This is a genomic window from Shewanella carassii, from assembly GCF_002777975.1.
GTDB classification, from domain to species: domain Bacteria; phylum Pseudomonadota; class Gammaproteobacteria; order Enterobacterales; family Shewanellaceae; genus Shewanella; species Shewanella carassii.
In genome coordinates this window covers 117790-138374 of the sequence record NZ_NGVS01000007.1, presented here as the reverse complement: position 1 = coordinate 138374, position 20585 = coordinate 117790, and the positions used below count along the sequence as shown (strand labels likewise).

General features: G+C 53.2%; 16 protein-coding genes. 9 read left to right on the top strand and 7 right to left on the bottom strand.

The features are described 5' to 3' along the window. The first annotated feature begins 222 nt into the window (after window positions 1–222). Window positions 223–672, top strand: a complete 450-nt coding sequence (locus tag CBE72_RS05985) for an Hsp20 family protein (protein ID WP_028779347.1) — start codon at window positions 223–225, stop codon at window positions 670–672. A 113-nt stretch (window positions 673–785) separates the two neighbouring features. Here CBE72_RS05985 and CBE72_RS05980 read toward each other — a convergent pair whose 3' ends face one another. Next, the gene (locus tag CBE72_RS05980) at window positions 786–2105 is read right to left on the bottom strand and encodes a Na+/H+ antiporter family protein (protein WP_100142742.1); all 1320 of its coding nucleotides are present in this window, start codon (window positions 2103–2105) and stop codon (window positions 786–788) included. A gap of 312 nt (window positions 2106–2417) precedes the next feature. Here CBE72_RS05980 and CBE72_RS05975 point away from each other — a divergent pair, with 312 nt between their 5' ends. Both CBE72_RS05975 and CBE72_RS05970 read left to right on the top strand, forming a co-directional pair. Then, window positions 2418–3023: a peroxiredoxin gene (locus CBE72_RS05975; RefSeq protein WP_025009505.1), complete on the top strand. Its 606-nt coding sequence runs from the start codon at window positions 2418–2420 to the stop codon at window positions 3021–3023. A 131-nt stretch (window positions 3024–3154) separates the two neighbouring features. Next, complete coding sequence (locus CBE72_RS05970) at window positions 3155–4171, top strand: DUF3137 domain-containing protein (RefSeq protein WP_100142741.1); 1017 nt, start codon at window positions 3155–3157, stop codon at window positions 4169–4171. A gap of 219 nt (window positions 4172–4390) precedes the next feature. Here the strand turns inward: CBE72_RS05970 and rnt are convergent, their stop codons facing one another. Further along, window positions 4391–5059 (bottom strand): ribonuclease T, encoded by a 669-nt coding sequence (gene rnt, locus CBE72_RS05965; protein WP_100142740.1) that lies wholly within the window; start codon window positions 5057–5059, stop codon window positions 4391–4393. A gap of 140 nt (window positions 5060–5199) precedes the next feature. On the opposite strand from rnt, the gene CBE72_RS05960 reads away from it, so the two are divergent. Beyond that, window positions 5200–6072 (top strand): flagellar protein MotY, encoded by an 873-nt coding sequence (locus CBE72_RS05960; RefSeq protein ID WP_100142739.1) that lies wholly within the window; start codon window positions 5200–5202, stop codon window positions 6070–6072. A 72-nt stretch (window positions 6073–6144) separates the two neighbouring features. Here the strand turns inward: CBE72_RS05960 and ilvN are convergent, their stop codons facing one another. From ilvN to CBE72_RS05945, 3 genes are all read right to left on the bottom strand, one after another. After that, window positions 6145–6642, bottom strand: a complete 498-nt coding sequence (gene ilvN, locus CBE72_RS05955) for an acetolactate synthase small subunit (RefSeq protein WP_039033365.1) — start codon at window positions 6640–6642, stop codon at window positions 6145–6147. Continuing rightward, window positions 6642–8363, bottom strand: coding sequence for an acetolactate synthase 3 large subunit (locus CBE72_RS05950; RefSeq protein ID WP_028779342.1), 1722 nt, complete (start codon window positions 8361–8363; stop codon window positions 6642–6644). The genes ilvN and CBE72_RS05950 overlap by 1 nt, the downstream gene beginning before the upstream one ends. 484 nt (window positions 8364–8847) lie before the next feature. Further along, window positions 8848–10080 (bottom strand): multidrug effflux MFS transporter, encoded by a 1233-nt coding sequence (locus CBE72_RS05945; RefSeq protein ID WP_444544634.1) that lies wholly within the window; start codon window positions 10078–10080, stop codon window positions 8848–8850. A 548-nt stretch (window positions 10081–10628) separates the two neighbouring features. On the opposite strand from CBE72_RS05945, the gene CBE72_RS05940 reads away from it, so the two are divergent. Beyond that, a complete protein-coding gene (locus tag CBE72_RS05940; RefSeq protein ID WP_100142737.1) occupies window positions 10629–12416 on the top strand; it encodes a SulP family inorganic anion transporter in 1788 nt (595 codons plus the stop codon). A 55-nt stretch (window positions 12417–12471) separates the two neighbouring features. Here CBE72_RS05940 and CBE72_RS05935 read toward each other — a convergent pair whose 3' ends face one another. After that, entirely contained in the window at window positions 12472–13176 is a 705-nt protein-coding gene (locus CBE72_RS05935) for a glutathione S-transferase (RefSeq protein WP_229671800.1), read from the bottom strand. A 282-nt stretch (window positions 13177–13458) separates the two neighbouring features. Here CBE72_RS05935 and trhO point away from each other — a divergent pair, with 282 nt between their 5' ends. From trhO to CBE72_RS05915, 4 genes are all read left to right on the top strand, one after another. Continuing rightward, window positions 13459–14439 (top strand): oxygen-dependent tRNA uridine(34) hydroxylase TrhO, encoded by a 981-nt coding sequence (gene trhO, locus CBE72_RS05930; RefSeq protein WP_100142815.1) that lies wholly within the window; start codon window positions 13459–13461, stop codon window positions 14437–14439. A gap of 315 nt (window positions 14440–14754) precedes the next feature. Continuing rightward, window positions 14755–16257: an alkaline phosphatase family protein gene (locus tag CBE72_RS05925; protein WP_100142735.1), complete on the top strand. Its 1503-nt coding sequence runs from the start codon at window positions 14755–14757 to the stop codon at window positions 16255–16257. A gap of 14 nt (window positions 16258–16271) precedes the next feature. Further along, window positions 16272–17909, top strand: coding sequence for an alkaline phosphatase family protein (locus tag CBE72_RS05920; protein ID WP_100142734.1), 1638 nt, complete (start codon window positions 16272–16274; stop codon window positions 17907–17909). Window positions 17910–18193: 284 nt separating this feature from the next. Next, window positions 18194–19018, top strand: coding sequence for a hypothetical protein (locus CBE72_RS05915; protein WP_188726011.1), 825 nt, complete (start codon window positions 18194–18196; stop codon window positions 19016–19018). A 75-nt stretch (window positions 19019–19093) separates the two neighbouring features. On the opposite strand, the gene ppx is transcribed toward CBE72_RS05915, so the two are convergent. Continuing rightward, complete coding sequence (ppx, locus tag CBE72_RS05910; RefSeq protein ID WP_268239835.1) at window positions 19094–20584, bottom strand: exopolyphosphatase; 1491 nt, start codon at window positions 20582–20584, stop codon at window positions 19094–19096. Window position 20585 lies beyond the last annotated feature (1 nt).

Genomic DNA, 20585 nt, shown 5'->3' with positions numbered 1-20585 from the left:
TTATGGCAAAAGAGCAGGGTGGTCATGTGGTTTTGGGTGAATTTTAATCAATCAATTCTACCTGGACTTGAAATACCATTGCCCGACCCTATCTATTGAGTGTCGGCAGGGAAAGCGCCTTGACCGATAAATTAAAGGCCGTGCCATTGGGCGGCCAGTGAAACCTAGGGTGCGATGATTCGGCCCGACACTACATATTGCTTAATCTATGAGGATATGACTATGCGTAACTATGATTTGACTCCCCTTTACCGCAGCGCTATCGGTTTTGATCGTTTGGCCCGTTTGGCCGAACATGCCGCCGCCAACAATGGCAATGCCGGTTACCCTCCATACAATATCGAACTCCTGGGTGAGAACCGTTACCGGATAACCATGGCGGTTGCAGGCTTTGCCATGGATGAGCTGGAGATCACCAGCGAGGGCGAAAAGCTGTTGGTGAAAGGCACCAAGGGCGAGCAGGCTCCGGAGCGTAAATACCTGTATCAAGGCATTGCCGAGCGCGGCTTTGAGCGTACCTTCCAGTTGGCCGATTATGTGACCGTTGAAGGTGCTCATCTGGAACATGGCCTGCTTAATATAGATTTGGTGCGCGAGATCCCTGAAGCCATGAAACCGCGCAAAATTGAGATAGGCTCAGGTAACCGCTTGATAGAAGAAACTCAGGCCTGAAACAGCGCCGATAAGCTAAGTCCCGGCTTGTAAAGCAGACCGCTAAAGCAAAAAAGCCAGTCTGATACAGACTGGCTTTTTGTATTCAGGGTTATCATTCCCCAAGGCAGTGCTTAGAGTACCATGGCGGCAATCCAGCCGAAGATCAGCAGCGGAATGTTGTAGTGAATAAAGGTTGGGATCACGCTATCGCGGATATGGTCATGCTGACCATCGGCATTGAGGCCGGCAGTGGGGCCGAGCGTTGAGTCCGATGCCGGTGAACCGGCATCCCCAAGCGCCGCGGCGGTGCCGACCAGGGCGATAACCGCAGGTACAGAGAAACCAAAGTTCAGCGCCAGCGGCACATAGATGGTGGCAATAATGGGGATAGTCGAGAAAGATGAGCCTATGCCCATGGTGATCAACAGACCTACCACCAACATCAACAGCGCGCCCAGGCCTTTGTTATCACCGATCAATTCCCCTATGGCACTCACTAGAGTTAGCACTTCACCGGTTTGTTTGACCACGGCGGCGAAACCGGCGGCGGCTATCATGATAAAGCCTATGTTGGCCATCATGCGCACGCCTTGGTTAAAGATATCTTCATCGGCCACATGTTTGAGCGCGCCGCTGAATGAGAAGATCATAAAGCCGACCAGGGCGCCGAAGATCATTGAATCTGTCTGCAGCTGCACCAGCAGAGTCGCCAAAATGGACAGCACGGCAATGATGATGTTGCGCTTGCTGAGGCCAGTTTCCGGCTCGGCGGCGAGGATCTGCTCTTCCCGGTACTCTCTTGGTTTGCGATAGCTGATAAACACGGCCGTCAGCAGTCCGGCCAGCATGCCGGCGGCCGGGATGAGCATGGCCTTGGGAATATCTCCTGACTGGGCCTGTAAGCCGTTGGACTGCAGGTTTGCCAGCAGTATGTCGTTTAGAAATATGCCGCCAAAGCCCACAGGCAACACCATATAAGTGGTGACTAGGCCGAAGGTGATAACACAGGCAACTAAACGCCTGTCCAGCTTGAGTTTGGACATCAGATGCAAGAGGGGCGGCACCAAAATGGGGATAAAGGCGATATGGATCGGCAGAATGTTTTGTGAGCTGATAGCCATGGCTAGCAGTGACAGCAGCAACAGGCTGCGAACCCACTTGAGGTTTTGACTATTGGGATCCTTACCAAGGGCCTTGATCACCGTCGTGGAGATCAAAGTGGTCAACCCTGAGTGGGACAGGGCCACGGCAAAGGCGCCGAGCAGGGCATAACTCAGGGCTATTTGGGCACCACCGCCCAGGCCGGTATTGAATGCCTCTATGGTCTGGTGGATATCCAGTCCTCCCATCAAGCCGGCGACCAGGGCGCTGATCGTTAAGGCGATCACTACATTGACCCGGGCCAGACTGAGAGCGAGCATCAGACAGACGGCAATCACAACTGCGTTCATAGTAAAGTCTTATTCGCTAAACAAAGGGGGTATTTTTGACTGGGGGGGCTTGGATGTCCAGCTGCAATCAGTGTTTGCGGGAAAAAATCTGCCTTTGTGAATTGGATCAGTGTTCTGCTTCGCAGCATGTGAGCCAGATTGATAAAATGGATAACAATTTGTTGGTTTATTGCTCAAACACGCCTTGGCGTGTCGCAAAAGCGTGATATTGATCCTAAATAGGTTGTCAGGTGGATGGCACCTCTTATAATGACTTGTACTTAAAACGGATTCTGTTTTATTCACAGCTCAATCCATAGATGGAGGTATAAAATGAGCGTATTAGTAGGCCGTCCGGCTCCGGACTTTACTGCAGCAGCTGTTCTGGGTTCTGGCGAAATTGTTGACAGCTTTAACCTGACTGCAGCAATCAAAGGCAAGCCTGCGGTAGTGTTCTTCTACCCACTGGATTTCACCTTCGTGTGCCCATCTGAGCTGATCGCTTTCGATCACCGCATGGAAGAGTTCAAGAAGCGTGGCGTTGAAGTGATCGGTGTTTCTATCGACTCTCAGTTTACTCACAATGCATGGCGCAACACCCCAGTGGAAAAAGGCGGTATTGGCCAGGTTCAATACACACTGGTTGCCGACGTTCGTCATGACATCTGTAAGGCTTACGACGTTGAGCATCCAGAAGCCGGTGTGGCTTTCCGCGGTTCTTTCCTGATCGACAAAGAAGGTATGGTGCGTCACCAGGTCGTTAACGATCTGCCTCTTGGCCGTAACGTCGATGAAATGCTGCGTATGATTGACGCGCTGCAATTCCACGAAGAGCACGGTGAAGTTTGCCCTGCCGGTTGGGAAAAAGGCAAGAAAGGCATGAAAGACAGCCCAGACGGTGTAGCTGCCTATCTGTCAGAGAACGCTGAAGAGCTGTAATTTTCTGAATTGATTTCAAAGAGCTGCCCTCGGGCAGCTTTTTTTATATCGATTAAACCTTTATTGTTCAGTGCGTGACGTAAGGTTTGAGATAGCCGCTAATTGAGCCGGAAAATAGTAAGGAAGACAGGATGAATTCAGTGGAGTTTGCCATCCCTGAGCAGGACAAGCAGGCCTTCAGCCAATATTATGCGCAAAAGATCGCCCCCAAATGTCGGCGTTATGAGTCGGTGCGAGAGGCCGCCGCTGCCAGGTATAAAGAGCGTAGAAAGATAGTTGCGCCTCTAACCTTTATCGGCATTCCGGCATTTTTACTGTTTTTTGCCATGAGTTTCTACGGCGCCTTCATGCTGGATTTTAAAGAAGGGGTGTTTTTTATCGGCTTTGGCGGCGCCGTGGTATCTCTGGCGGTGGTGGTATTGGCCAACATCTGGGCAGGCAGTGAGATAAGTGAACTGCGTACCCAGATAGTCGAGGAGATCTACCCTCTATTGCTGGGGTATTTCGGTAAAAGCTTTGCGTTTAACCCCTCAGGATTGCCTGAACTGGAAAGCTATAAAGACTATGGTCTCTTTCCCGACTATGACAAAGGGTATTTTCAAAACTCGGTCAGAGGCAAATATCTTAATGTGCCTTTTCTGCTTAGGGAACTGACGTTACTCGAACGCACAGGCAAGAACGATAATGGTCCCCAGTATAAGACGCTGTTCGATGGCATAGTGATAGAGTTCGAGCTGCCAAAGACATTTTCCGCAACCATCCAAGTGCGCCGCGATAAAGGTTTTATGGCCAATGGCTTGGCGCAGTTCAGAAGCAAACTCTCGAGGGTAAAGCTGGAAGACCCGGACTTTGAGCGTAGATTTGAGGTCTACAGTGACGATCAGCTCGAAGCCAGATATGTGCTCAATACAGCGACGATGGAGCGTTTGTTGTCACTATCAGGATTTTATCAGGGTGAGCTGGAAGCCTGTTTCAAACAGGGGCGATTGTTTGTCAAAATAGCCTGTCAGCACAGCTATTTTGAGCCGCAACTGGATTTACTCAAGCCGCTGGATCTCAGCGCTGATATCGAGCAAGTGTTTAAAGAGATCCATGAAGTATTCGACTTGATTAAAGCCTTGAAACTCGACAGTCGCACCGGGCTTTAAACATGGGGCTCAAGATCTGGGTTTGGAGCCTAGCTGTCTTTGGTTTTCAGTCACTGGCTTCTGAACGGGTTTCTGAAAGCTGGTCTTTGGTCACTGGGTTTGATGCGCCCTCACGCCAGATGCTCAAAGGATTTGGCTTGAGGACGGGCAACACTGTAGTTTGACTCGGCTTATATGTCTGAGCCGACTTACTATGTTTGAACGTATGTTTGAGCAGGTTTAGACCACATCCTGTGGGGCTTCGGTTTCGGCAGCGGCAGGCAAAGGCCAGCCGCCAAGGGCTTTCCAGCGGTTCACTATGTAGCAGAACAGCTCGGCGGTGCGCTCTGTATCATAAAGCGCCGAATGGGCTTCTTTGTTGTCGAAGGGGATCCCGGCCAAGCTGCAGGCCTTGGCCAGCACTGTGTGGCCTATGGCCAATCCGGCCAGAGTGGCGGTATCGAAGGTGGCAAAGGGGTGAAACGGCGAGCGCTTGATATCATTGCGCTCAATTGCCTTACTGACAAAGCCGTGATCGAAGGCGGCATTGTGAGCCACTATGATAGAACGGTGGCAATCGGCCGCCTTCTGCGCTTTCTTCACCGCCTTGAATATCTCCAGAAAAGCTTCTTTCTCGCTGACGGCGCCCCTGAGAGGGTTGTTGGGATCTATGCCGTTGAATGCCAGCGCCTCCGGCTCGAGGTTGGCGCCTTCAAAAGGTTCGATATGGTAGTGCAGGGTTCTGTCTATGCCCAGATTACCATCGGCATCCATCTTCAGCAGGGTGACGGCAATCTCCAGCAGCGCGTCGGTCTGCGCATTGAAGCCAGCGGTCTCCACGTCGATCACCACAGGGAAATAGCCCCTGAATCTGTGTTTGAGTTGGTTGGCTAGGCTTGGCTGAGTCATGCATTTCCCCTGGAAAATAACGAAGCGGCTATTATGCTAAAACATCAACAGGGTGTCATGTTCGATTGTTGTTTTTATAGGCTAAAGGAATGAATTTCTTTGCCGATAGAGACAACATGATATGTAAAAGAGAGATTTCTATGTGGCGTAAACTGTTCCTGCTGTCGACTCTTTGTCTGCCGCTGTCGGCGGTGGCGGATCTTAGACACTATGTAGCGTCACTCGACGACTCTCATTGGCGCGTGGCGCAAAATACCCCCATAGGCTGTAGTCTGGAGCACGACATTCCTGCCTACGGCAAGGCGGTGTTTAGCAGTCATGCGGGTAAAGAGCTGAATCTGCAGTTTACTCTGGATATGTGGCAAAAGCCTGATGCCGTGACCCATGCCCGCTTGATGAGCAAGGCACCGGCCTGGCGTCCCGGAGTGACCTCCAAGGCGATTACCGAGCTGAGCTACCAGAAATATTTCAATGGCGAAGTGCCGAAAAAGGCCGCCTGGTCGATGCTGGCAGAGCTGGATCGCGGCATGGAACCCACTTTCTACTACAGCGATTGGTATAACCAAAGCAATAAGGTGGCGGTCGGGCTTTCTGCAGCCAACTTTGCTCAGAAATACCGCGAGTTCAAGCAGTGTTTGGCCAATCTACTGCCTTACAGTTTCGATGATATCGCCTTTACCGTGCTTACCTATGAGATGGGCGGTACTGAATTGACCCGTTATTCCAAGGCGCAGCTGGCACGGGTGCAGGAGTATCTGGCCTATGATCCCGAGGTAGAGCTGGTACTGATAGACGCCTATACCGACAGCTATGGTGGGCGTAGTATCAACCAGAAGGTATCTCAGCAGCGCGCCGGTTCAGTCAAAGAGTTTTTCGTGGCGCGGGGGATCCCGGGTGACAGGATCCACACCGAAGGGCATGGCGAGCGCCGCCATGTGGCTTCTAATGACTCCAGTGACGAGCGGGCCCGCAACCGCCGGGTGGTTATCCGGATAAGCAAACCTCTGCAATAATATAAGTTTTCACAGATAGTAAAAAACCAGGTTCAAGCCTGGTTTTTTCATGCGTAGACTTTGAGGTGGGGCTCAGGCGCGCATCGCCTTTTCGCCTCTGGCAAGCCCCACCACGCCGGAGCGGGATACTTCCACTACCTTGGTGACTTCGGTCAGCGCGGCAATAAAGGCGTCAAGTTTATCGCTGGTGCCCGCCATCTGTACTGTGTAGAGATTGGCGGTCACATCGACGATTTGGCCGCGGAAGATATCGGCGGTGCGTTTTACCTCTGCCCGCAATGCGCCGCTGGCCTTGACCTTAACCAAGGCAAGTTCCCGCTCCACATGGGTGGACTCTGTGATGTTGGACACCTTGAGCACATCGATAAGCTTGTGCAGCTGCTTTTCTATCTGCTCCAGAATGCTCTCATCGGCCTCGACTGCGACTGTGAGCCGGGAAAGTGTCGGATCGTCGGTGGGCGCAACCGTCAGAGTTTCAATGTTGTAGCCGCGTTGGGAGAAGAGACCGACAACTCTTGACAGGGCGCCGGGCTGGTTTTCCATCAATACAGATATGATTCGACGTCTCATCAGCTTTTCTCCGTCTTGCTCAGCCACATTTCATTCATAGCGCCACCACGAATTTGCATCGGGTAGACGTGTTCGGTTTCATCGACACTGATATCCACAAACACCAGCCTGTCTTTCATGGCCAGGGCTTGTGCCAGTTTGCTCTCCAGCTCATCCACATGGTCGATATTGATCCCCACATGGCCGTAGGCTTCGGCTATTTTGGCAAAATCAGGCACTGAGTCCATATAGGAATGGGAGTGGCGGCCGGAGTAGATCATGTCCTGCCACTGTTTCACCATCCCGAGGAAACGGTTGTTGAGATTGATGATTTTCACCGGCACATCATATTGCAGTGCGGTGGAAAGCTCTTGAATATTCATCTGAATCGAGCCGTCGCCGGTGACGCACACGACGGTTTCATCCGGCATCGCCATCTTGACCCCCATGGCGGCCGGCAAGCCGAATCCCATGGTGCCCAGGCCGCCTGAGTTGATCCAGCGCCGTGGCTTGTCGAAGGGGTAGTAGAGAGCGGCAAACATCTGGTGCTGGCCAACATCCGAGGCCACATAGGCATCACCGTTTGTCAGGCGATAGAGGGTTTCTATCACTTGCTGAGGCTTGATCCGTTCGGCATTGCGCTGATATTCGAGGCAGTTGCGGCTGCGCCAGGAAGCAATTTGCTGCCACCAGTGTTGCAGCGCCTCGTCATCCTGAGGCGTTACCTTGTCTTCATCCAGCAATTGCAGCATCTCGTTCAGCACCTTATCGGCCGAGCCCACAATCGGAATATCCACCTTGATGGTCTTGGAGATGGATGAAGGGTCGATATCTATGTGCAGTATGGTGGCATCCGGGCAATATTTGGCGACATTATTGGTGGTTCTGTCATCGAACCTCACCCCAATACCGAAGATTAAATCTGAATGGTGCATGGCCATATTGGCTTCGTACAGACCGTGCATCCCCAGCATGCCCAGGTTGTTGTGATGAGATCCGGGAAAGGCGCCCAGCCCCATAAGCGTATTGACCACGGGCAGTTTCAGTCGTTCGGCCAGAGTCAACAGCTGCTGGTGGCAGCCGGAGATAATGGCGCCGCCGCCCACATACAACACAGGTTTTTTGGCGGCCATCAAGGCCTGCAAACCCCGGCGGATCTGGCCCTTGTGACCCGAAAGCGTCGGGTTGTAGGAGCGCATCTTAATCTCTTCCGGGTATTGATACTCGTGCAGTATCGCCGGGTTGAGGCTGTCTTTTGGCAGATCCACTACCACAGGGCCAGGGCGGCCGCTGGCCGCGATATAGAAGGCTTTCTTGATAATGGTGGGAATTTCGGTGGGATCTGTCACCAAAAAGCTGTGTTTCACCACAGGGCGGGAGATCCCTATCATGTCGCACTCCTGAAAGGCGTCATTGCCGATCAGGTTACTGGGCACCTGGCCCGAAAGCACCACCAGAGGGACTGAATCCATATAGGCGGTGGCGATGCCGGTAATGGCATTGGTCGCTCCCGGGCCGGATGTCACCAACACCACGCCGACCTTGCCCGTGGCTCTGGCGTAACCATCGGCCATGTGCACGGCCGCCTGTTCATGGCGGACAAGAATATGTTCTATATCGGATTTTTGATGCAGGGCATCATAGATGTCGAGAACTGAGCCACCCGGGTAGCCGAATATATGTTTTACGCCTTCGTCAATTAACGAACGCACTATCATGCTGGCGCCTGAAAGCATCTCCATTTGGTACTCCTTGATAAGATACCGTTACGGTAAACAGTAACTTTTACAGCGACGGTTATCGCTCTAATCCAAGCCGGAAGGGTAGTTCCGGCCAGCTGTCGACCCGGCCGTGGGGCACACTTCCTTGTAGGGAAGGGATCTCTGTCACCAATGGACAGAATTTCATCATATTGGAAAGAGGTAAGTTTTCAAGCCCCTGAACCTGGCTTTTTTATGAGCATGAATAAATTTCATTTTTGCCGCCGAAAAGCGGCCCTGGTTGCGGTAGGCTTTTTCTAAAGCGTTATTTATTAAGTGTTGAATTTATTGTATTTAATTCTTAATTGAGGATCTTTTTAGACTTTAGTCTAAAGCGCCGCTAATTCCTTGTGTATGAAACCAATCTTTGAAAACTGGGGTTCTAGTGGTTGCGGGAAATCGACAAACGGCACTTTTCGCTCAAGCGGTTTCAAACGCTTGAGCGTGCTTTACCGCTAGCTTTATTTTAGGAGCCGGTACTGCGGCATTCGGGCGCAGGGCGGCGACTGACAGCGAACTGGCACAGCCCCACCAGTAGTACAGAGGCCAGCATCAGCGCGGCAAAGGGCACGGCAGTCCCCGTGTAAAACAGTGCCAGCAACGGTCCGGCCAGAGCACCAAAGCCGAATCTCAGGGTGCCGATAACCGCGGTGGCGGTGCCGGTTTCCTGCTGGAATCTCATCAGTACTATGGCATCGGCATTGACCGACATTATCCCCAGACAGCCCATCAATGGCAGCAACATGATTACGGTAAAGTGGTAACTCAAGTCGAGCAGGTTCACCAGTAACAGCCCGGTAGCGGCGATACTACCGAGCAGAGTGGCGGCAACCAACATGCGTCTTGAACCATAGCGACCGACAATGCGTGAGTTGATAATATTGGCCAGCATCAAGGCGCCTACGTTAGTACTGAATAGTATGGCAAACAGTGACTTATCCAAGTTAAATACCGACATATAGACAAACGGCGAGGCTGTCAGATAGCAAAAAAAAGCGAATGAAGTCAGTACGCCGCTGCCAATATGCAGCTTAACGCCGGGCCGGGTAAAGACGGTGGCATAGGCGCCAAAGAATGACTTGCGGCTGCGCTCGGCGCCTTGCATATCCGATGGCAAACGCAGTTTCAGCAATACCAGCATGAGTAGCAGCAAGGAATAGCAGGCGAGGATAAAGAAAATCAGATGCCATTCACCCAGCTCCAAAATTAGGCTGCCGATGGACGGTGCCAGCAGTGGCGCCAGCATCATTATTAGGCTGACATAGGACATGCCCTTGGCTGTATTGTCACCATAGATCTCCTTGATATAGCCGGGGATAACCACGGTAGCGGCGGCGCCGATAAACGCCTGGACAAATCTGAGGCTTAAAAACATTTCTATCGTTTGCGACAGCGCCAATCCCAGGCTGACCAACATAAATCCCGATAGGCCAATGATCACCAAAGGACGACGACCGAAGCGATCGGCCAAAGGCCCAAAGGTAAGCATGCCCAGAGAATACCCGGCCAGATACAGGCTCAGAGACTGCTGCACTGTCGTGATATCGGAATGGAAGCTTTCGGCTAGGGTGGCCATGGCCGGCAGATACATGTCGATGGCCAAAGGCGTTATCGCCACTATGGCCGACAGCATGGGAATAAGCAAGGCCAGATGCAGCCCTTGGGGCGCGCGCCTGGTTATCTGGGGTTGGGTATCCAATTTAACCTCATATATTGGCCAAAAAGCATTGGATGCTTGGTCAGGAATGTGACTCATGCCACGAAATGTGGCTTGGGGTTCATGTTAAGCCGTGGCGACCAATAAGGGAAGGTGCAAATAAGTCCTCGTGGCACTCTCTTTTGTAGAGAGTGGCTTACACAGCAATTGGCGTTCAAGGCATCTGACTGAAGGCATGCCGGGGCCTGTCGAAGTCGGATAACGCAGAGAGCCGGTTGCTGTGAAAGCCCCGAAGGGCGTGGCTTACAGGTCTGCCTGCTGTGTTGTGCTTCTTGCAAAGGACTAGGCCATTTGCTGCGAACCAGGCCTTGCATCCAGGCCCGTAAGCCGACGCAGAGCACACATGGGACTTGTTCGCGCCTTCCTTAGCCAATCCCCCAGAGTGGTTTCTTTACATTACTGACAAAGGAAGATGAAAAAGTGGGTAGTGAGAATATTTTATTTCACCCTGGATGACTTCCTGGCATAAGCTCACTACATTGTCCACTCAAGATTGTGTGCGCTTAAATTAATGGAGTTGAGTGCTGAATATGCGAGTTCATTTTCCACGATGGAATACCCGGGAATTGCTGACTCAATCACTTCCAGGGTTGGCAGGATTGCTGAATTATCAGAAAGAATGGTTGCGGGATGATCTTCGCGCCGCCTTGTCGGTAACCGCTGTGGCCTTGCCGGTAGCTATCGCCTATGCCCAGCTTACCGGAGTCAGTGCTGTGGCCGGGCTATACTCCTGTATTTTACCTATGTTGATTTATGCCCTGCTGGGTACATCGAGGCAACTGATAGTGGGTCCGGATGCCGCGACCTGCGCCGTCATTGCCGCTGTGGTGACGCCACTGGCCGCGGGCGATGCCAAGGTGCACTGGCAGTTGGTGATGACCATGACCCTGATGACGGGGATTTGGTGTTTGCTGGCCAGCCGTTTTCGGCTAGGGGTGCTTGCCGAGTTTCTCTCGCGGCCGATTTTGATGGGGCTGCTCAACGGGGTGGCGATAACTATTATCGTCGGCCAGTTCTCGAAGATTTTTGGCTTTAGCTTCGAATCCCGCTATTTGCTGGAGCGCCTGGCAGGCGGCGCCGAGTATCTGTCGCGCACTCACTGGCCAACATTGGGCATGAGTCTGGTCACTCTGTTGGTGTTCCTGCTGGTCAAGCGTCTGCGGCCGCAACTGCCTGCTTCTATGGTAGCGATAGCTGTGGCCGGATTATTGGTATGGCTGCTAGATTTGCAGCAGTATCAACTGGCGGTGGTAGGCACTATTGAAGGCGGTTTGCCGGAGTTTCAGGCACCGGTATTTGATTTGGGGCTCAGCCGTGAATTGGTGATGCCGGCGCTGAACCTTGCCATGGTGAGCTTTGTCTCCATGATGCTGACGGCGCGCAGCTTTGCCGCCAAAAACGGCTACGACATAGATCCCGATAAAGAGTTTCGCGCGCTTGGATTTGCCAATATCGCCTCGGGTTTGTCCCAGGGGTTTGCCATCAGCGGCGCCGATTCGCGCACCGCGGTTAATGATGCCAATGGCGGCAAGTCGCAGTTGGTTTCTGTGATAGCGGCGCTGCTGATAGCCCTGGTGGCCCTGTTCCTGACTGCGCCGCTGCAATATATCCCTTCGGCGGCGCTCGGGGTGGTGCTGGTTATCGCATCGCTCTCTTTGATTGATATCAAGGGGATCTGGAAGCTGAGAAAGCGTGACAACGGCGCCTTTACCCTGGCGCTGATCACCCTGTTGGCCGTGCTCTTTATCGGGGTGATCCCGGGGATCACCCTGGCGGTGCTGCTGGGCTTATTCCAATTTATCCGGGTAGTGATGAAACCCTCTGAGCAGCTGCTCGGCGTCGATCGCAAAGGGGTGCTGCGCAGTATCGACCGCAGTGACAAGGCCACGGCGATCCCGGGGATCATGATTTACCGTTTCAATTCACCCTTGACCTATTTCAACGCCGGTTATTTCAAACGCCAGTTGCTGGCCAGATTAAAAGAGCAGCCCGAGCCGGTGGACTGTGTGATAGTCGATGCTGTGGCCTGTTTCAGTCATCTGGATATCAGTGTGATGGCCATGATTGCCGATGTGGCGCACCTGTTGAAGCGCCGCGGTGTCAGTTTGGTACTGGCGGGCCGTAAACGTCAACTGCTGAGCTGGTGCGAAGCCAGTGGCATAGATGTGGCGGAGGATGGCTTGATCATCAGGCCTGATTTGGCCTTGGCGGTGCGTATGCATCAAAACTACAAACAAGCAGTCGCTGAAGGCCAGGCACCCGAGGTGCGGCGTTTGGCCGGTGATGATACCAGCGCCCCCAGACCGTCACACCTGTAAAACCTGGCGGGATATCGGCAGCTCGCAAATGCTTGCCCAGATTACTCGGCAGGCGCTAAAGCGGCTGTTGCTCGCCGCTTTCCAGCCACAGAGGCTTGGGTTTCATGGCGCGGATAAACCAAGGGTGCTCGAGCCAGGCCTGCAGCCATTGAGTCAGACAGGGCAGGGGAGCTGCATTGAACCTGGCTCTATCCACATGGGCAAATTGGCGCACAAAAGGGAAGATGGCGAGGTCTGCCGCGCTCATTCGCCCGAGCAACATGGCTTGCTGTTGTTGCTCTTTTTGCCCCTGTAGCTTTTGCTGCCCGAGATGTTCTTGAGCCTCAGCCAGCCTCTGCTCCAGTGGCAGCAAGTACAGGAGCGCTTGCTCGAAATAGCTTTGCTGGCTGAACTCAGGGTAACGGTCAAAGTATTTGTATCTGTCCAGTAAAGGCTTGAATGCCCTGTCATTGGTCGCTATCAGGGTTGAGATAAGGTTTTCTTCCTCAGGATTTTGCGGCAGCAATGAGTGGGGATCGGCTTGTGCCAATGCCCAGAAAAGGATATCCAGACTCTCGTCAAGCACCCTTCCATCAGCGAGTTGCATCACAGGCACTGTGCCTTTGGGCGATAGGGCAAGCATCTGCTGCGGCTTATTTTTCAGCAGAATTTCCCGCACTACAACAGAGTAGTCGGCGGCAATTAAGCCCAGTCTGGCGCGCATGGCATAGGGGCAGCGGCGAAAGCTGTACAGAATAGTTTGACTGCTTACTTGAGTCACAAGAGTCCCTTGGAATTCAATGAAAACAGCCATTGTAGGAATCACTCGGGTGGCAGGCAAGGTTGCTGTTCATAACCGCATGTAAAGGATTAAACCGCTACTATATGGCGGCCTGCTGCAGGAATCGCCGAATAACCCTACTTTTGCTGTCTATTTGCGCTACTGTGATTGGGATAGAATGGCGCCCCCATTTTGGGAGGCCGATCACTTAAGGAAGGTTCCGGAAGGTGACGCCGTTATGCACTGGAAATTAGGTTCCAGCCAGCAGAAGTTGAGGTAATGATGTCCAAAATAGTGGTATGTGCTTTATATAAGTTTGTTTCCCTGCCGGATTATGAGGCTTTGCGTCAGCCGTTGCTGGAAACCATGGAAGACAATGGTATTCGTGGCACCTTGCTGCTGGCTGCCGAAGGCATTAATGGCACTGTGGCCGGCTCGGAAAACGGTATCAATACCCTGATGGCCTGGTTGGATGCCCAGAATGGCCTGGATAATATCGTCTCCAAGCGCTCATTTGATGATGAGATGCCGTTCTATCGCACCAAGGTCAAACTCAAGAAAGAGATAGTCACCATGGGGGTGGAAGGCATAGATCCCAGAGAAGTGGTCGGCACCTATGTCAAACCCAAAGACTGGAATGCGCTGATCTCCGATCCCGATGTGCTGCTGGTTGATACCCGCAACGACTATGAAGTGCAAATTGGTACTTTCAAGAATGCCGTCAATCCCGAGACCGAGACTTTCCGCGAGTTTCCCGAATATGTGAAGCAGCAGTTGGATCCGGCCAAGCACAAGAGGGTGGCCATGTTTTGCACCGGCGGGATCCGCTGTGAAAAGTCCACAGCTTATCTTAAGCAACAAGGCTTTGATGAGGTGTATCACCTCGAAGGCGGGATCCTCAAATACCTGGAAGAAGTGCCCGAAGAGCAGAGTCTGTGGCAGGGAGAGTGCTTTGTCTTCGACAACCGGGTTTCAGTGGATCACCAGCTGCAAAAAGGTCAGTACGATCAGTGTAATGCCTGCCGGATGCCGATAACCGAGGCCGATAAGCAGAGCCCGGCCTATGAGCAGGGGGTCAGCTGTCCCCATTGCATAGATAAGCTGGATGAAAAGCAGCGCCGGCGCTTTATCGAGCGAGAGCGGCAGATGCAACTGGCCAAGCGCCGCGGTGAGGCCCATATAGGCGCCGATGTCAAAGAAGTGATCCATAAGCGCCGTGAGCAAAAACAGCGTCAGAAAGAGCAGGCCAAGCAAACCTCTTGATAGCGGTAAGAAATCTAATCATCCAAGGAGCCCACAGGCTCCTTTTTTCTTATATACATCTTCCTTAGTTCAGAGCCTTGAATCGCCCCAGTCACTATGGTTTTTCGATACCGGAACAAACCGCAGCCTTCCCCCCACTCAATCCCCATTCAGGTTTCTTGGTCAAAAAGCCAGCTTTTCCTTTGATTTGTGTCGTTTAAACGCAGAGCTTCACATAACTGCAATCTTGATTAATCAAATCTGTCATCTGGATCCCTGACAATCAGGCCGCTTTATTTTTAATAGCGAACAATTTACTTCAACCCAATACGGATGATGAAAGTGATGAAAAATAGATTAGCTGCGTTGATCTCATGCAGCCTGGTAACCATGGCGGCCAACGGTGCCGTGTTACCCAGTGTTCAAACTGACAGCCATTGGTATAAGGAAAGCGCCCAGCGGGTGTCAGACAAGGCTACATTAGAATCAAAAGCAAAAGCCAAAAACGTCATTTTGTTTGTCGGTGACGGTATGGGGATCTCCACCTTGACTGCTGCGCGTATCTACCAAGGGCAGCAGCTGGCCGGTAACCAGGGTGGTGAAGAGAATTTCCTGAGTTTTGAGAAGTTTGACCATACCGCATTGATCAAGACCTATAACACCAACCAGCAAACACCGGACAGTGCCGGCACCATGACGGCCATTGCGACTGGGGTAAAGTCCAAAGCGGGGGTGATTTCGGTATCCGAACAGAGCCTTCGTGGCAACTGCCTGTCATCCAAAGGTAATGAGCTGGTGACTTTGGTGGATCTGGCCAATGCCAAAGGCTTATCTACCGGTGTGGTGAGCACTGCACGTATCACCCACGCCACTCCGGCAGCAACCTATGCCCATAGCCCGGAGCGTGACTGGGAATCTGACGCCAACCTGCCTGCCGAGGCGGTAGCCAACGAGTGTAAAGATATCGCCTACCAGATGGTGATGCGCGATAAAGACAATGCCCTGTCAGTCGCGCTGGGCGGTGGTCGCCGCGCCTTTATCCCTGAAACAGTGACAGATGGCGAGAACAAGAAAGGCCAGCGTAAAGACGGCCTGGACTTGACCAAGGCTTGGGTCGACAACCTGGACAACGCCGCCTATGTATGGAACAGCGCAGAGTTTGATGCCATAGATGCCGGCACCACAGATCACCTGCTGGGCTTGTTCAACTCCTCCCACATGGAATATGAAGCGGACCGCGCCGATGATGTGGGCGGTGAACCTTCATTGACCCAGATGACAGCGAAATCCATCGAGATTTTGCAGAAGAACGACAAGGGCTATCTGCTGATTGTCGAGTCGGGTCGTATCGACCATGGTCACCACGCCGGTAACGCCAAGCGCGCCCTGGCCGATGCGGTGGAACTCTCCAACGCCGTTAAGGCGGCGGTAGAAAACACCAACCCGGAAGAGACGCTCATTCTGGTCACCGCCGACCACAGCCACGTGTTCACCATCGCAGGTTATCCGAAGCGGGGTAACCCTATTCTGGGTCTGGTACATGGCGTAGACGGAAACCTTTCTACTGCCCTTGACGGTAAGCCATACACTACCTTGGGTTACACCAATGGCCCGGGCGCCGTTGTGGGGAACCGTGACGACCTAACCTCAGTGGACACTCAAGACAAAGACTTTATGCAACAAGCTCTTATTCCTATGGGAAGTGAAACCCACGCCGGTGAAGACATCAGTCTGCACGCCACAGGCCCCGGCGCCAACCTGGTGCAGGGTGTAATGGAGCAGAGCGTGATTTTCCACATTATCAATCAAGCCCAAGAGCTTGGCGGTACTAAGTATTAATTGGGAGCAAGGAAATGAATAAGAAATTACTGGTACTGTCTTTGGCTGCGATTCTCGGTTTGGCGGCCTGTGGAAGTGACGGTGACAACGGCAAGGACGGCAATGCAGGCACCCCGGGCACGGATGGAAGCAACGGCAGTGACGGAAAAGACTGGACCGCCGTTAATCAATGGTATGTCGATGGTCAAAACCGCGTCACCAAGGCGTCCAATATGAGCAATAACACCCAGGCGGGGGCGGCAAAAAACATCATCTTGTTTGTCGGCGATGGCATGGGCGTTTCAACTGTGACGGCTGCGCGGATCCTCGATGGTCAGCTCAAGGGGCAAACTGGAGAGGAAAACTCACTCTCCTTTGAAACCCTGCCTTATCTTGGCCTGGCCAAGACTTATAATGTCGATGGTCAAACCCCGGATTCGGCCGGCACCATGACGGCCATGGTCACCGGGGTGAAGACGGACGTTGGCGTGATCTCACAGGCTGAAGGTGTTGAGCGCGGCGTCTGTTCTTCCACCAGCGGTCAAAACCTGGTGACTTCGCTGGAGCTGGCCGCCATGGCGGGTATGGCTACCGGTGTGGTTTCGACCGCACGTATCACTCACGCGACCCCGGCTGCCACTTATGCTCATGTGCCGGATCGCGACTGGGAAGCGGACAGCAACTTGCCGGCCGAAGCCGTCAGCAACGGCTGTAAAGACATTGCCGCCCAGATGCTGGACTTCAATAACGGCAAAGGGATCAATGTGGTTATGGGCGGTGGTCGCCGCGCGTTTATTCCCAACACCACTATCGATCCTGAAGGCAAAGCAGGTAAGCGTAACGATGGTCGCGATCTGACCGCCGAGTGGCTGTCCCAGTACCCCAACGCCAGTTACGTTACCGACCGTGACAGCTTCCTGGCGATGGATAGCGGCAGCACAGAGCATGCGCTGGGGCTGTTTAACTCCTCTCACATGGAATATGACTACGACAGAGTGGAGGCCGGTGTTACCGGTGAACCTTCCTTGGCAGAGATGACGGCCAAGAGTATCGATATTCTGAAAAAGAACGACAAAGGCTTTGTCCTGATCGTTGAAGCCGGTCGTATCGACCACGCTCACCATGCCGGTAATGCGGCCCGAGCTCTGTACGACACCATAGCCTTATCTGAGGCGGTACGTGTCGCCATGGAGAAGACCTCGGCCAATGATACCTTGCTGATGGTTACCGCCGACCACAGCCATGTGTTCACCATCGCCGGCTATCCGACCCGAGGTAATCCTATCCTGGGACTGGTGAAGAGTAACGATGCCAGCGGTCAGCCATCGGTCACCAACTCTACCGATGCCAACGGCATGCCTTATACCACGGTTGGTTATGCCAACGGCCTGGGCTTTGGCTCGCTGGCGACCGGTGGCGATGAGCGTTACAACTATGCCGCCGAGCCTGGTCGGGTGGATCTGAATTACATAGACACCCAGAGTGTGGGGTTCCATCAGGAAGCATTGGTGCCGCTGGCAAGTGAAACCCATGCCGGTGAAGATGTGGCCATCTTCGCTCGCGGCCCGGGTGCCAGCCTGGTCCAGGGTACGGTTGAGCAGAACCACATCTTCCATGTGATGAACTTTGCCGGTGATCTGGTCAATAAGGCCGAGGCCGCCGCGGCGCAATAAGGTTTAGCGTTTCGCAGCCTGATACCACTGCCTGCCCCTAGTTTCAGGCAAGGTGTCAGGCTGCTTCTTTGGTTTTGGTCTTTGGTTTTAGTCTTTTGTTTTAGAGTCATATCAGTAGGTTTATTATGTCCCGAGTAACATTCAAGCCAGCGTTTCCCTTTTTTTCCCGCGTAGCGCTTCATATCGCTCCTCGCATAGCTCTTTGCACCGCCCCTCGCGTTTTTTGTCATCCACTTACGTTTTCACTCGCTTTGGGGATCACAGCTTCGCTGGGGCAGTTTGCCATGGCCAATACTTTGTCTGTCAGCAACCAGCCTGGCAGCCAGGAGCAAGCCCATGTTAAAGCGGGCGGCTCAATTGGCAATGATGCTAATGTTTGTGCCGCCAAACCCGGCCGTTTTCAAGCCAGCTATCAGATCACTGTTGGCAGCGGTGAGCAGGCCAGGCAGCAGCAACTGACCTTGACGCGCTTTGACGATACCATCATCTATCAACGCAGCCCTGTCAGCTACGAGGCTTGGCATAAAAATGGCGAGTATGTGCGTTATTTCCCCCAGGAGAAACGCTCTATCAGCTATCGCCGCGGCGATCTCTTGGCGCTGAATATTCACACCGATCTCGATAGGCAGTTTCACCTGATATCGCCTGCTGCCTTGAGTCAATTTGAAAAGGGCCAAAGCCTGCAGGATAGCTGCTTCACCCGTCAGAGCTATTCTTTTAAGAGCAAGAGTCATGAAGAAAGTCATGAGGAAAATCATAGTCATGACGAAGGTCATGAAGAAAACCATAGTCACGCGAACAAAAGCGCCACCGAGCAGCAGTCTTTGCAACTGAGCTGGATAAGTGAGCTGGAACTGCCGGCCGAGATGACCATCACTCAAGGTGAGCAGCGTATTGTTTATCGGCTCAGCAAACTGACGCCTGTGAGCCAGGAGGGTTTCAAGCGGCTTACCTCAGGTTTCCAGGACCTCGATTTTGCCGATGTGGGCGACAGTGAGTCTGACCCTTTTATTGCCAAGATGATCACCCAGGGCTTTATTCAACATGGCAGCTCAGGCTTCTACTCGGCAGATGGTCAGCAGCTTGAAGGCGGGCATCACAGCCACTGACATCATAGTCATTGATTAACCCCAGCCACTGATTAACCACAGTTACCGATATAACAAGGGCCTAGTCACAGGACGTTAGTTATCGGCATAACTTATCTGCAGCTCAAAACCCAACTGGGCGAGCTGCTTTTGCTCCCGCTGCAGGTCTTTGGCAAACAGGCTGATGCGTTGACGCGGCTCGGGCAGGCTTATCTGCATCCCTGTTGCCGTGGTTTTTACCCGGGTGATTTTCAAGCTGCGGGCGATACGGCCAAGATTCAGCAACACGGCGAGCCGCAGCAACGCCATTAGGCGGATGAGGCGTAATTTCTGAGCGGGCTCCAGTTGTGCCAGCGCCTCCAGGTTGGGTTTCTTGCGCTGGTTGCCAATCAGCAGTGCCAGCAGCTGTTGCTGCTCTTGGCTGAAACCGGGCAGATCGCTATGGGCTATGATGTAGGCGCCGTGTTTGTGGTGAGCGCGGGAGTTGATATGGATCCCTATCTCATGCAGTTTCACCGCATGTTCCAGCAGGGAGCGCCAGGGCTCGAGTTGCCAACCGTCGGCCACGGCATCAAACAGCTGTTTGGCGGAAGTGGCCACCTTGGCGGCATGGTTCAAGTCCACATGATAGAGTTTGGCCATGCTCTCGACAGTGCGGCCGCTGACATCACCGAATTGGCTGATCCCGGCAAGTTCGTATAGAACGCCTTCGCGCAGAGCCCCTTGCGCAAACTGCAACTCGGTGACCGGCAGCCTCTTGAAGAAGCTGATCAGGATAGCCAGCCCCGCCGGTAGCAAAGGCGCACGTTTGCTGTCCACCTGCGGCAGTTCAATTTGATCCACATGCCCCCAGTCCAGCAACTGCTGTTTCAATTGCTTGAGCCTGGGCAGAGTGATGGTTTCATCGTTGAAGAAGTGCTGCATCGCTTCACAGATGGCTTTGACACTGCCTGAGCTGCCGAGAGTGAGGTCCCACTGGCCGCTGAAATATTCCTTAGCCAGTGAGGCAAACTGTTTATCGGCCGCAGCCTGGGCGGCGCGAAAGTTCTCCAACGTCAGCTTGCCATCGACAAAGTATTTCTGGTTATAACTGACGCAGCCACAGCGCAGGCTGGAGAGTATCTGCGCCTGAGTCTTGTGGCCAAGCACCACCTCGGTGGAGCCTCCACCGATATCTATGATGAGGTTGCGCTCTGCCAACTCCTGGCTGTGGGCTATGCCCTTGTAGATAAGGCGCGCCTCTTCATGGCCGGATACCACTTCGACCGGGTAGGGCATAATGGCCCTGGCCGCCTCGATAAAGGCCTCACGATTGCGGGCGACTCTCAGAGTGTGGGTGGCCACCAGTCTGACTCTGGCCTGATCCAGAGTGGAAAACCTGAGGTTGAAATCCTTGAGGCAGGCGAGACCGCGCGCTATGGCGTCATTATCCAGCCTGTTGTTCTGATCCAGCCCCTCGGCCAACTGTACCAGACGTTTCTCTTTATGCAGGATCTGAATGCTGCCATCCTGCTCGCGGGCTATCACCAGATGAAAGCTGTTGGAGCCCATATCCACGGCGACAAAATGCTTGGGTGTTGCAGTCAAG